The organism is Phycisphaerae bacterium (assembly GCA_019636475.1).
In the GTDB taxonomy this organism is placed as follows: domain Bacteria; phylum Planctomycetota; class Phycisphaerae; order UBA1845; family UTPLA1; genus JADJRI01.
Window position 1 is genome coordinate 165,892 of record JAHBXN010000003.1, and the last position, 12,803, is coordinate 178,694.

At 58.7% G+C, this 12,803-nt stretch carries 12 protein-coding genes; 9 read left to right on the forward strand and 3 right to left on the reverse strand.

Features of this window, described 5'->3' with window-relative positions; genetic code table 11:
• Positions 1–48: 48 nt before the first annotated feature.
• The 4 genes from KF841_06230 to KF841_06245 all read left to right on the forward strand — a co-directional run bounded on the left by KF841_06230 (position 49) and on the right by KF841_06245 (position 3,246).
• Positions 49–597, forward strand: coding sequence for a DUF1697 domain-containing protein (locus KF841_06230; protein MBX3394947.1), 549 nt, complete (start codon positions 49–51; stop codon positions 595–597).
• Positions 598–694: 97 nt separating this feature from the next.
• Positions 695–2,638, forward strand: coding sequence for a transketolase (locus tag KF841_06235; GenBank protein MBX3394948.1), 1,944 nt, complete (start codon positions 695–697; stop codon positions 2,636–2,638).
• Between the two features lie 23 nt (positions 2,639–2,661).
• Complete coding sequence (locus tag KF841_06240) at positions 2,662–2,907, forward strand: peroxidase (protein ID MBX3394949.1); 246 nt, start codon at positions 2,662–2,664, stop codon at positions 2,905–2,907.
• A 69-nt stretch (positions 2,908–2,976) separates the two neighbouring features.
• Positions 2,977–3,246, forward strand: a complete 270-nt coding sequence (locus KF841_06245; protein ID MBX3394950.1) for a peroxidase — start codon at positions 2,977–2,979, stop codon at positions 3,244–3,246.
• 7 nt (positions 3,247–3,253) lie between these two features.
• Here the strand turns inward: KF841_06245 and KF841_06250 are convergent, their stop codons facing one another.
• Genes KF841_06250 through KF841_06260 form a run of 3 tightly spaced genes read right to left on the reverse strand, consistent with a single transcriptional unit; the run spans position 3,254 to position 7,444 of the window.
• Positions 3,254–4,735, reverse strand: a complete 1,482-nt coding sequence (locus KF841_06250) for a DUF2029 domain-containing protein (protein ID MBX3394951.1) — start codon at positions 4,733–4,735, stop codon at positions 3,254–3,256.
• Positions 4,736–4,767: 32 nt separating this feature from the next.
• Positions 4,768–6,171 (reverse strand): UDP-N-acetylmuramoyl-L-alanine--D-glutamate ligase, encoded by a 1,404-nt coding sequence (gene murD / locus KF841_06255; protein MBX3394952.1) that lies wholly within the window; start codon positions 6,169–6,171, stop codon positions 4,768–4,770.
• A 58-nt stretch (positions 6,172–6,229) separates the two neighbouring features.
• Positions 6,230–7,444 (reverse strand): PQQ-binding-like beta-propeller repeat protein, encoded by a 1,215-nt coding sequence (locus KF841_06260; protein MBX3394953.1) that lies wholly within the window; start codon positions 7,442–7,444, stop codon positions 6,230–6,232.
• 290 nt (positions 7,445–7,734) lie between these two features.
• Here KF841_06260 and KF841_06265 point away from each other — a divergent pair, with 290 nt between their 5' ends.
• From KF841_06265 to KF841_06285, 5 genes are all read left to right on the forward strand, one after another.
• On the forward strand, positions 7,735–8,457 hold the full coding sequence (locus tag KF841_06265) for a class II aldolase/adducin family protein (GenBank protein ID MBX3394954.1): 723 nt from the start codon (positions 7,735–7,737) through the stop codon (positions 8,455–8,457).
• 538 nt (positions 8,458–8,995) lie between these two features.
• Positions 8,996–9,424: a hypothetical protein gene (locus tag KF841_06270; protein MBX3394955.1), complete on the forward strand. Its 429-nt coding sequence runs from the start codon at positions 8,996–8,998 to the stop codon at positions 9,422–9,424.
• Positions 9,421–10,278, forward strand: a complete 858-nt coding sequence (locus KF841_06275; GenBank protein MBX3394956.1) for a site-specific DNA-methyltransferase — start codon at positions 9,421–9,423, stop codon at positions 10,276–10,278. Before KF841_06270 ends, KF841_06275 begins: the two co-directional genes overlap by 4 nt.
• Before the next feature lie 107 nt (positions 10,279–10,385).
• Positions 10,386–11,885, forward strand: a complete 1,500-nt coding sequence (locus tag KF841_06280) for a carboxypeptidase M32 (protein MBX3394957.1) — start codon at positions 10,386–10,388, stop codon at positions 11,883–11,885.
• On the forward strand, positions 11,882–12,772 hold the full coding sequence (locus KF841_06285) for a deoxyribonuclease IV (GenBank protein MBX3394958.1): 891 nt from the start codon (positions 11,882–11,884) through the stop codon (positions 12,770–12,772). Before KF841_06280 ends, KF841_06285 begins: the two co-directional genes overlap by 4 nt.
• Positions 12,773–12,803: the final 31 nt, after the last annotated feature.

A 12,803-nucleotide genomic window follows, 5' to 3' on the forward strand; every position in this document is an offset into this window, starting at 1 on the left:
CCTTCGGGAATCTTTCCAGCAACCCCGTGATTCATTAACCTGCGCCTGATGAAGACTTATATCGCTCTCATACGCGGCATTAACGTCGGGGGGACCCGGGTCATCCCCATGAAAGAGCTTGTTTCGATCATGAGCGCGCTGGGCCTTGAGAATGTTCGCACCTACATCCAGAGCGGCAATGCCGCTTTTCAATGTTCAGCCGCGAATGCGAAAGGACTGGAAAAACGGATGGGAGCGACGATTCAAGAACTCAAGGGATTTCGGCCGGAAATCATGATTCTGAGCGACAGCGCCCTCTTGAGCATTCTCAAAGACAACCCATTTCCTGAGGGGATGGCTGATCCGACGAAGCTCCAGATCGGCATCCTTGCATCCAAACCAATCAAACCCGACCTCGAAGCCATTGCGACGCTGAAGTCGAACACCGAGCAATTCAAATTGACCAGCGCGGCGTTCTATCTTCATGCCCCGGACGGTATCGGGAATTCAAAGTTGGCCCAGCGCGTTGAGCGGCTGCTCGGCGTGGATGTAACTGTGCGGAACATGCGAACGATTGCCAAGCTGCTCGAACTGGCTTCGACCATTCAGCGAGACTGACGCCCGGGAATTCACAGAATGACTGGCGTTGCAGACCGTTATCAACCTGTTAGGCTACGGGCCGGATCTTGAGTGAAAGCACGTCACGGGAGAGAAGATGAAATTCAAGGACTTTGTGAACGGCAAGGCGATCGAACTTGGGAAAGACGTCCTGCGGATGACCACCGCCGCCGGATCCGGCCACCCCACCAGCTCACTTTCGATCATTCATCTTGTTGTCGTCCTGATGTACGACATCATGCATCACAACCCCGCCGACCCTTGGGACGCCGGGAACGACCGGCTTGTGCTCTCCGAAGGACACGCGGTACCGGCCGTGTATGCGGCTTGGGCCGATCTTGGCGGAGTCGTCGGCCGCGATCGGGCGAGCGCGCGTCGGCTTTCCAGGGATGAGTTGAGCACGCTCCGGGAAATCACCAGTCCGTTGGATGGGCACCCCAATCCCGCCGAAGGATTCCACTTCTTTGATGCCGCAACCGGCTCGCTTGGACAAGGCTTGAGCGTTGGAGCGGGCTTGGCGCTTGCCGCACGCAGTCGCGGCATCGACAAACAGATCTATACACTGATCGGCGATGGCGAATCGCGTGAGGGGCAAATCTGGGAGGCGATGGATTTTGCCATCGATCAACGCCTGTCCAATCTGACAGCGATCTTCAACTGCAACGGCCAGGGCCAGGCCGATTATGTATCATCGCAGCAGTCGGTGGAAAGCCTGGAGTCGAAAGCGGCCGCGTTCGGCTGGCAGACCGTGACAATCGACGGACATGATCCTGATGCCATTCGCGCGGCACTTTCCGGACGCAATCGCGCGAAGCCTTTGGCGGTCATCGCTCGAACCCAAAAGGGGTGGGGATGCTCATCGATCAAGGATCGATCCAATCACGGCAAGCCCGTACCTCCTGATCAATTGGCCTCAGCCTGCGCGGAGCTCGATGCAACAGGCAAAACGCTCGGAGTCTCCGGTGGACCCGTCGCGACCGGTCTTGAAGTGAAATCCCCTGCCGTCGCAAAGCCATTCGAGAAGCGCACAATCAGCGCACCGAATTTCACAGACGCGATGAAGCTGGCCGGTCTCGATGGGGTGGTCGCCAAGGGAAAAATGGCGACGCGCCGGGCCTACGGCGCCGCCCTTCTCGCGATCGCCGAGGCGGATTCACGGATCATCGCCCTCGATGCAGACGTCAGCAACTCCACATTCGCGGAGATGCTCGGGAAGAAGCACCCTGACCGATTCGTCGAATGCAAGATCGCCGAACAGAACATGATCTCGGTTGCGGCCGGCATGTCTGCGGCAGGTTTCATTCCATTCGCAAGCTCGTTTGCGAAATTCGTCTCGCGGGCCTACGACCAGATCGAAATGGCTCAAATCTCCCGGGCGAACATCAAGATCGTCGGATCCCATTCTGGAATTTCGCTTGCAGCCGACGGGCCGAGCCAGATGAGCCTTCACGATGTTGCATTCTTTCGCAGTGCAGGATGCGCGGACAATGGTTTCGGACGGCCCGCGTGTATCAGTTTCCAGCCGTCCGATGCCGTCTCGGCCTATCACTGCACGGTACTGATGGCGAATCATGACGGCATGTGTTACATGCGAACGCATCGACCGGATGTCGCTTTGCTCTATTCGCCCGAAACCAGGTTCTCCATCGGCGGTTCGCACATGCTGAGCGAAGGAGATGCCGTCACAGTCGTTTCCTCCGGATACATGGTTCACGTCTGCAAGGCTGCGATCGATCGGCTCGCAGCAGCGGGCGTGCGATGCACCCTGATCGATTCCTATTCATTCCCGCTCGATGCTTCACTGATTCTCGCGGCAGCCGCGAAAACTGGCGGCCGAGTCCTCACCGTCGAAGACAATTACATCGGAGGGCTGGCCAGCGCCGTGGCGGAATCAGCAGCGTCCGCCGGAGATGTTCGCGTCGAGAGCATGATCTGTCGCAGGATCCCGAAGAGTGCGAAGTCGCCTGAAGATATTCTGGCCTACACGGGTCTGTCCGAATCAGATATCGAGGCGAGGATCCGAGCAATCGCAAGCCGATAGCCCCGCACTAGGCGGATAATCGTATGACCTGGATTCAGACCATTTCTGACGACGATGCCGACGGCCAAATTGGTGAACAGTTTGAGGCGGCTCGGAGACGTGCCGGCCGAGTGTACAACATCGTCCGATCGATGTCGCTCAATGCCCGCGCGCTGGGTGATTCGATGGCGATGTACCGGACGCTTATGTTCGGAGCGTCGCCCCTGCCCCGCTACGTGCGTGAAATGATCGCGACGGTCGTCAGCGGCGCCAACGCGTGCTTTTACTGAGTGCAGTCTCACGCGACGGACCTCCGTGCCGAGGTCGACCACATGAGCGCCGCCGAAGCCGATGCGTTTGTGCATGCGGTCGTTCGCGATTGGCGGTCCGCGGGCGTTGAGCCGAAGGATGCCGCGCTCCTGAACTACGCCGAAAAACTGACCCATCTCGCGGCGAAAATGGAAGAATCGGATCTGAACCGTCTCCGCGCAGTGGGCTGGGACGATGTCGCCATTCACGACGCGACACAGATCATTGCATATTTCAACTATATCAATCGAATCGCCGAAGGGCTCGGTGTGGAGCTTGACGCCGGCGCGCCGGTATGGGGCGGGGGGAAACCCGATTGAGGCGAAGTCAACCTGCCGTCGGTTCAGGGTACTCGCTTGGTACGGTTGAACAACGCTTCGCGCTCACTGCGATAATGAGAAGGCCCGCCTGAATAAAACACAGCAGCAACCCCCAGCAGAATACCCCATAGTCAAGCAGTCTCTCAGCCAGGCGATCCCGAAGAATCCCTTCACTCAGCAACACCAGCAAGACCAGCTGCGCCGAGAGTCCGGCCACGAACCATGCCCGAAAGCGCTCTGTCAACGGGCGACACGTCAGCACGTACCAGACTGCGATGAAAACGATCGGCAACGTCGTCGCATGGTGCTTCCATGTGCGTTCGCTCAGCAAGAGCATTGCAAGGAGGATCATCGAAAACTCAAGGAGCAGCCGCGGATCGCGCCGGTCGCGCGTCGGCGTGCGACAAACCCAAGCCAATACGGCGAAAATCGGCAGCGAGATCGCCGGCTTGAGCAATCTTCCGAGCGACGTTGCGGGACGCGCCATGTCTTCCATTCCGGAATTGAAGGCCATGTCCACCGGCATCTCTTCAATCTGCAGAATGCCCACTTTGCCGAACAGCCGCATCACGACGCCAAACAGCGATTGATTGGCTGGTTCGTACGCGGCGTAGCCGTGCAGCGCGAAAGGCGCGACAAGCATGTCAAACCAGGACTTCAGGTAATGCCAGTTTTTCTCGAACCCGAGTATCAGGCCCGGAATCACAATAAAGAACATGCCCATTCCGACCGCGGCCCCGATCAACACGCGCCATTGACGCTTGTACGCGAAGTACACCAACGCTAGAGCCGGCGTCAGCTTTGTGACGACCGCCAAGGCAAGAAACAGTCCGGCGCAAAAGTCGAATCGCCGCACGAACAGCCCCCATGCGATCGCAAGCCATGCCATCATGAATATGTTCAGGTTGCCATGGGAAATGTCACTGACGATCGGGCGGACGGAGTACGCCATCGCCATCAGCAGAACTCCGATCGGCACTGCGAATGATGCTCGCCCGATTCCGCGGATCGTTAATGCCAACCCAACCAGTACCGCGACGATTTTTCCTGCTGACCAGACGATCGCCGCACCGACTACACCGAGCCGGGTCAGCGGCGCAATGCTGAGTAATACCAGTGGCGGCGTCGGAAACCAGTGGCCCATTCCGTAGGGGTTGACCTGGTTATCGGGGTCCAGCATCAACTCGGCCGTAGGCAACCAGCGCCCCAGTGCGGTGCGAAGCCGCTCACCGCCCTCGCGATACAGACTGACGTCCGCTTTCTGAATTTTCACGACGAATTGGATGGAAGGAATGAGGAGGGCGGCGCCGAGCAGAATGATGGCCGCCGCCCGGACAATGTGATTATCTAGGTAGCGTTCGTCGATACTCCCGAGAAGTGTGCGTCGATACTCCGCCAGCTCGGGTACAATGGGTCCTTCGGGAACATTACCGGCTATCGCAGTGCGGTCGAACGGCGCGCCAGGCGGCGTGGAGGGATTCGTGCTCATCGCGGAAATCATGCGTCGTCACCGCGGCTGCGTCAAACCTCACTTTCCTGCCAGCCGTTGACGATCTGCCGGAACTGATCGCCGCGCTGTTCATAATTTTTGAACCAGTCGTAACTCGCGCAGCCCGGAGAGAGCAGGACGACATCGCCAGGCCGTGCCAGATCACGGGCCGAACAAACCGCCGATACGAAATCGGCGGCGGGGATTATACTCGGTCCTGCGCCACAGCCCGACGCGGCAACCCGGACGGCCGCGCCAATGCGATCGCGGGTCTGACCGATGCAGACAACGGCTTTGGTCTGCCTCGCGAGAAATGCTCCAAAAGACTCAAACGAACCGCCCTTGTCGGATCCGCCGGCCAGAACAACCACCGGCGCATCAAACGCCCGTATGGAAGTCATTGCGGCTTCGGGCGATGTGGCCTTGGAGTCGTTGAAATATCGAACGCCTCGGTATTCTCGAACGAATTCAAGCCGGTGAACGAGCCCCGTGAATTGGGACAAGGCGTTCACCGTCACTTCGTACTCGACACCCAACAGCCGCGCGACGGCGACCGCGCCGGCCGCATTCTGAATATTATGCAATCCTGGAACCGAAAGGGTCAGCGGAAACGTGAATCGCTGCACCACCCCGCGCTCGTCTCGCGTCTCTACGACGGCTTCGCGCGTTGACTCATCCGCCCCGAATCGAATGATCCGGTGCCCGACTGACGGCACATCTGGCAGTGCTTCGGCGCCGCTGAACGGCATAATCAGCCAATCGTCGTCTTTCTGATATCGATACACATTTGATTTGGCCAGCGCATACGCGGCCAGTGTGCCGTGCCGATCCAGGTGATTCTCTCGAACATTCGTGACAAGCGCGATCGCCGGACTCCTGCGAAGCGGCGCTGCGTCCTCAAGTTGGAAGCTTGATAGCTCCAATACGACGATATCGGCCTGACCAATCCTTGGTAGATCGTCAAGCAGCGATTTCCCGATATTGCCGCCGAGCCAGACGCGGCCGTGCTTCCACGACGGCTCATTCCTAGCCGAATCAAGCACGGCGCCGATCATGGCCGTGGTCGTGCTCTTTCCCACCGACCCGGTGATGCCCACGACACGCGCGCGGCACCGATCGAGAAACAAGTTCATCTCGCTCGAAATAGGCACGCCTCGGCGAATAGCTTCGGAAACGAACGCCGACTTCGCCTTGTCCACGGCCGGACTGACAACGACAAGGTCACACCCATCCAGATCGGCGACATCATGCGCGCCAAACCGAAATTCAATCCGCAAATCTGATAGCTTCGCAACGCTCTCTTTCAGATCATCAGGCGCGGCCAGATCGGTCACAAGGACCCGCGCACCCTGGCCGCTGAGCCACCGCGTGACGCCGATGCCTCCGCCGAACCGCCCTAATCCCATGACTATCACGCGCTTGCCGGTGAATTCCATTCCAAACCGTCGCTCCCGAGCCGAATTGCAGTGACTCACATCAGGCAAAGAACCTCACTCAATGAGACTTCGGCGACCCACTGTCGACCGGCTGCGATTCAGAGAGATCGATGCAGACAACCCGCTCAAGATTCCGGGCATAAAGCCGCCCATCAACCAGCGTCGGAACCGTCCAGCAGCGATCGTCCAGAATCTGCGCTTCGCCGGTTGGTTCAAACTTCGTCGGCGATGCCGGACCGATCCGAAGTTTGCCTGATTCCGTCAGCGTAATCAAGTTTCCGTCTGCCAGCACCACGGTGCCGTTCTGGCCGCGCTCCTTCCAATCAAGCTCGCCCGTCATGAAATCGACACACTTGAACGCGCGCTCGTCGAACGCATAGAGCTTGCCGCCGAACAGAACCGGTGTCTGAAATTTGTTGAGCATGACCTTGCTCTTCCAAACTTCCTTCGCCTCAAGCTTGTCGCCGGCGGGTTTCAGCGCATAGACCGCGCAGCCCGTCCGATACCCGGAACCCAGCCACAAATGCCCGTCATGATAAATGGGTGTCGCTGCATTGACATTCCAGTCGGTCTTCCATGGAATCCGCAAGACCTCGCGCCCGCTGGTCACTTCGGCCGCAATGGCCGACGTTCCCAGGAACGAGATAACATACTCCTTTTTTTCAAACGTAAATGGATACGGCGTTGAGTAGCCGGCCGATGCATCGTCGCCGCAGCGCCACACTTCGCGCCCGGACGATTTGTCCAGCGCGCGAAGCGCCCCCTTCTTCCCACCGGTCGCGACGATGGCGAGTGTGCCGCGAATCAGGACCGAGCCGGAGTAACCCCACATTGGCCGCTCATCATACTTGCGCGCCCACAATTTCTTCCCATCGTTCGCGTCGAAACAAGCGACCGTGCCGTTGGCACCCATGATATAGACGCGGCCGTCGTCGTAAGTCGGAGTTCCACGCGCGCCGTCGCCCCACTCATTTCGGAAGATGTCCTCAATGACCGATTTCCATGCGACTTCGCCATCCGCTGTTCGCAGGCAGTAGAGCACCTGCATGGGTTCCGGCTTGCCGCGCTCACTGGTTTCCATGGCGACACCGCAGGTGAACAATCGGTCACCGACGACGGTCAGACCACTGTAGGCCGATCCCAGATTTCGTTCCCATCGTTGAGGTCGTTCGCCCGTCCAGCTTCGAGCAAACTTCGTCTCTGCGCTCGATCCGTCATATCGGGGGCCGCGCCAGTTCGGCCAATCCTCCGCGTGCAGAGTTGAAGTCGACATCACCACCAATCCGGTGGCATACCAAGAAACCAGCGTAAGGGCTGCCACGGACACCCTCGACCCACGAAGCGGTTTTCTGTTCATGAAATTCACTCCAGCTATCGTTGCCCCGGACTTGAATTCAACGCGGACGAATGCCTGCCAACACGCAATGCTAGCTCTGCCGGCGCAGCTCGGCAAACGCATCGCCGAATGGGTGGGCGGCGGAGCGAATCTCGATCAATGGTCCGCCCGGCAGAGTCACCTTTCGACGACGAACGAGATCCGATATCCTCTATCCTGTGGGTACCATGAACGCAGGAGAATGGCAGATTAGGCGCGACATCTGTGATGTCGGGCGTCGAATGCACCAGGCCGGACTTGTCGCGGGCACGGACGGCAACATCTCCGCGCGGCTCGGACTCGAACGCATTCTGATTACGCCGAGCGGCTCGTGCCTGGGTCGCCTTGAGCCCGATCAGATTGCCTCGATCAATCTCCGTGGAGATCCCCTTCCCGGCTCAACTGCACCATCAAGTGAACGCTGGATGCATCTCTGCGCGTACGAGCGACGCCCGGAAATCCACGCCGCGATTCACGCCCATCCTCCCACAGCCATCGCACTCACGCTCGCCGGCATGACCATCGACCCCTGCGCGCTGCCCGAAATTATCATCGCTTTCGGCCGTGTTCCGACCACGGCCTATGCGACGCCCGCCACGCGCGACGGCGCGCTTGTCGTCGCCGAATGGGTCGATCGGTTCGACGCTCTGATCCTCGATCGCCACGGATCGTTCACAATCGGCAAGTCGCTCTTTGATGCTTTATATAAACTGGAGAAGCTCGAACATGGTGCACATGTCCTTTACATGGCGCATCAGATGGGTGGCGTGCGCGGACTACCCCCGGATGAAGTGGCAAAGCTCGCCTCGCTTCGGGAGCAATTCGGATTCGCCCGCTCCGATGTCGTGACTCAATGCCGCGAACCCGACACCATCGTACCGCGAGTCACGCGGGGCCCTGACAATTATTGACCGGCTTGCGTGTCAGGATCGCGACATTTAGACGATTGGGCCCAGTTGCCCCCGAGTTTCCGTTTGAAGCGCTTTACTAAGTATTGACCCGCGCGGCCCAAATTTCCAATCATTCGACAGACTTAATTTCTACCCCCGACGCGATTGTCCTGCTAGAATCTTGTTGTCAATGCATGCGGTCGATCGGATTGCGAACGGCCAGGACCGACTCTTATACGATCTACCGGGTATCGGGCCACCAACATTGACAAAGGAGCGCCCCATGATGAATCATCAGGCTGAAGTAGTGCGTTCGCTCGAACAACTGGCGGCCGATGCCTGCGACGGAGTTTTTCTGGTCGATCAGCGCGGCGTTTATGCCTACTTCAATCAGGCCTGTGAACGCATTACTGGATATTCCAGCGAAGACATTGTCGGTAGCAAGTGTCAATGCGGCGAACTCACCGAATGCCGCGATCGGCACGGACGCTCTTTGTCTGGTGTTCTCTGTCCCACTCGCCTGATCTTTGATGGACAACGGCATTCGATGCAGCAGAAAATGTCGCTGACGCGCAAGGACTCGCGAATTATCTGGGTGGAGACTATTTACACGGCCGTGAAAAACCACGCCAACCAGACCCAGCTGGTCATTGGCGTCGTCCGTCAATTGACCGGAGCGGAGTCAATCGCCGCGGCCAGCGGAGTGGATTGGCCACCGGCTCAACAACACGAGGGCGCTCCAGGAGATCCATCCCCCATCCCCGGCAATGAATTGATTGAGTTTACGGCCGACGATTCAACCGCAGCGTCAGCGCGCTCACTCCGTCTCGACCAGCAGTTGGAGCGATTTGAGCGAAACGTGATCGTTCGCGCACTCGCATCCGCGGGCGGACAGCGAAATCGAGCGGCGGAATTGATGGGCATTTCCAGAAGCCGCCTGTACCGACGCATGGAGGCGCTGGGCATCAAGCCCGATGAACTGCCTTGAGCGCTTCCGCAAAGCAACCGGCATTCAACGGTGTTTATTGCGCAGAGGCCACGGCCTTCGCCGGCCTGCTGCCGAACGCATCCGTCGATTTGATTTATCTCGATCCTCCGTTCGCCACACAGACGACGCGCACATCCCGAAAATCAGGGGAACGATACGACGACCGCTGGACAGGCGGAGTCAAACAGTTTCTCGCATTCATGTTGCCATGTCTGGATGAGTGCCGACGCATTCTGTCGCCGAAGGGCACCCTCTACCTGCATCTCGATTACCGCGCCGCATCATATGCCCGCGTGCTGCTCGATACGCTCTTCGGAGAACGCTGCTTTCTCAACGAAGTCATCTGGCAGTACCGAACAGGAGGCGTTTCGCGAAGCTGGTTCGGCCGAAAGCATGATACCATCCTGGTGTACGCCAAGCGGATCGGCCATCACACTTTCAATGTCCTTCGCGAAGGTGTCTATCGCACTGATGGCCTGAATCACGACGAGAACGGCAAGCCCTACAAGAATACGAAACGCGGCCGATTGTACTTTAATGTCAATGGACCGGCACTGACGGACGTCTGGGACATTCCATTCCTGTCGACGGTCGCGTCAGAGCGTGTCGGCTGGCCGACGCAAAAGCCGCTGGCTCTGCTCGATCGGATTATCCGCGCGAGTTCAAACCCCGGCGATGTAATCGCGGATTTCTTCTGCGGCAGCGGAACGACCCTGGTCGCTGCAAAACAGCTCGGACGTCGTTGGATAGGATGCGATGCAGAGTCCCGCGCGGTCCGGCTCGCAAAGCAACGACTATCAAGAACGCGCAGCCCGGACGATCTCGCCATTTCCGCACCGAAGCCTTCCCGCTAGGATGTCCAATACGTGCTGAATAAGGCGTCGCTCGATCTGCCCTGCTACGTTCCGGGCCGGATCTGAACGGAACGCTTCAATTACGCCGGAATTCTGAGGGCATGGACATGTCAACGCCATACCACGAGTTTGCCGACTATATCCGCGAAATAGGAATGCTCGAATCCACAACCTCAGTGCTGGACTGGGATGCCGAAGTCAACATGCCTGAAGGCGGGCTTACTCAAAGGGCCGATCAACTTTCACTCCTTGCGGCGATCGCACACGAACGCCGAATCAGTCCGCGCGTCGGGGACTGGCTCACCCGCTTGGAGGGCGTGGCCGCCGACGAAGCGCAGGAAACCAATGTCCGCGAAGTTCGCCGCATGTACGATCGCGCAGTCAAGATTCCCACCGAATTGGTTCAGCGCATCGCCCGTGTCTCCGCTCTGGCCAAGGAATCATGGGCCTCTGCTCGCAAGGAATCCGCATTTGCAAAGTTTATCCCCCATCTGACCGAACTACTCGACCTCAAGCGGCAGGTCGCCGATTGCGTCGGCTACAATGGCGAACGATACGACGCGCTGCTTGACGAATTTGAGCCGGGCGCGACTGCTGCAGAAATCAGCCGACTCTTCGAGAGCTTGCGAGGACCGCTTTCGGAGTTCGTCAGGCAATTGGCCGATGCGCCGAGAAAGCCGGACGCGAGCATCCTTTCGCGTGATTATCCGGTCGAACGACAGAGGCTCTGGACGCGTCAGTGCGCCATGACGGTCGGCTTCGACTTTAAGCGCGGGCGTATCGACGAATCGACTCATCCCTTCTGTTCCGGCTTCAACCCCGGCGATGTCCGGCTCACGACGCGCTACTACAAAGACTTCCTTCCCGCCTCGATGTTCGGAACCCTGCACGAGGCGGGGCACGGCCTATACGAACAGGGGCTGCCGATCGAGCATGTTTTCACTCCGCGAGGGCAGGCAGCCAGCCTCGGAATTCACGAATCGCAATCAAGGATGTGGGAGAACATGGTTGGCCGGAGCCGCGCGTTCTGGGAGAGATTTTACGAACAATGTCGTTCGGTGTTTCACGAAGCCCTCGCCGAAGTGACGCTCGACATGTTCCACGCCGCAATCAATACGGTGTCTCCCTCACTTATCCGCGTCGAAGCCGATGAGGTGACATACAATCTTCACATCATTCTGAGGTTCGAAATCGAACGCGACCTGCTGCAAAAACGCCTCGACGTCGCGGACTTGCCGGACGCATGGAACGCAAAAATTGAGCAAATGCTCGGTGTAAGGCCCTCCAGCGATGCCGAAGGCTGCCTTCAGGACATTCATTGGTCGATGGCCGCGTTCGGATACTTCCCGACCTATGCACTGGGAAATCTCTATGCCGCACAGTTCTACGCGGCGGCCCTGCGAGAGATGCCCGATCTTGAGAACCAGTTCCGTCGCGGCGAATTTGCGGGCCTCCTCGGATGGCTGCGGAAGAACATTCACGAACACGGAATGCGGTTTCGCCCGGCGCAGCTGGTTGAACGGGTCACAGGCTCGCCATTGTCCATCGCACCATTCCTGAAATACATCCGCGAGAAATTCTCGCCAATATACGGATTGTCTTCGTGACGCAGAAATTTGGTTCACACGTCTCGGCCGCAGGCGGACTGCAGAACGCATTCACGGAAGCGGTGCGTGTCGGCTGTGACTGCCTCCAGATCTTTGTCAAGAATCAGCGTCAGTGGGCCGCCCCACCGCTGAACGAGGAGCAGATTGCAAACTATCGTCGCGCCGAGCGCGATTCGCGACTCGGACCGGTATTCGCCCATGCCACCTACCTTCTGAATCTGGCGACCCCCGATGAAACGCTTCGGACAAAAAGCGTCGCGGCGCTCGTTGACGAACTTCAACGGTGCGAATCGCTCGGCCTGCAAGGACTTGTCGTGCATCCGGGCGCGCATGTCGGCACCGGAGAAGTCGCGGGCATCGCCGCCATCGCCCGATCGCTGAACGAGGTTCATAAGCGTACCAGCGGTTTCAAATGCCCCGTCCTGCTGGAGACGACGGCGGGACAAGGCACGACGCTCGGAAATACGATCGAGCAGATCGCCGCAATGCTTGGTGGCGTCGACGCGACGGATCGATTGGGAGTGTGCCTCGACACCTGCCATCTCTTCGCCGCGGGATATGATCTGACTGATCCGCATGCGTGTGCGGCCCTCGTAGACAGGATCGATTCGTTAATCGGTGTCGATCGCGTCCTGTGCATTCACACGAACGATTCGAAAGGCAAACTGGGCAGCCGGCTCGATCGTCACGAGCACATCGGAAAAGGCCTGATTGGAAAACGCGGATTTGCGAATCTGCTGAATGATGCGAGATTAACGCATGTACCGCGAATCCTGGAAACACCCAAAGGCGAGGACGAACGAGGACGTGATTGGGATCGCGTGAATCTCGGGGTGCTGCGACGGATCACGGGAACGACGCGAGGTGCAGCCGGCACAAGTCAATAGCCGCCCCTCCGCGGCAATCGTCAACCACCTG

What these genes read in the sequence shown, in the direction of transcription:
- KF841_06230 (MBX3394947.1), top strand. Translation starts at nt 49, where the DNA reads ATGAAGACTTATATCGCTCTCATACGCGGCATTAACGTCGGGGGGACC.
- KF841_06235 (MBX3394948.1), top strand. Translation starts at nt 695, where the DNA reads ATGAAATTCAAGGACTTTGTGAACGGCAAGGCGATCGAACTTGGGAAA.
- KF841_06240 (MBX3394949.1), top strand. Translation starts at nt 2,662, where the DNA reads ATGACCTGGATTCAGACCATTTCTGACGACGATGCCGACGGCCAAATT.
- KF841_06250 (MBX3394951.1), bottom strand. Translation starts at nt 4,735, where the DNA reads ATGAGCACGAATCCCTCCACGCCGCCTGGCGCGCCGTTCGACCGCACT.
- murD (MBX3394952.1), bottom strand. Translation starts at nt 6,171, where the DNA reads ATGGAATTCACCGGCAAGCGCGTGATAGTCATGGGATTAGGGCGGTTC.
- KF841_06260 (MBX3394953.1), bottom strand. Translation starts at nt 7,444, where the DNA reads ATGTCGACTTCAACTCTGCACGCGGAGGATTGGCCGAACTGGCGCGGC.
- KF841_06265 (MBX3394954.1), top strand. Translation starts at nt 7,735, where the DNA reads ATGAACGCAGGAGAATGGCAGATTAGGCGCGACATCTGTGATGTCGGG.
- KF841_06270 (MBX3394955.1), top strand. Translation starts at nt 8,996, where the DNA reads ATGTCGCTGACGCGCAAGGACTCGCGAATTATCTGGGTGGAGACTATT.
- KF841_06280 (MBX3394957.1), top strand. Translation starts at nt 10,386, where the DNA reads ATGTCAACGCCATACCACGAGTTTGCCGACTATATCCGCGAAATAGGA.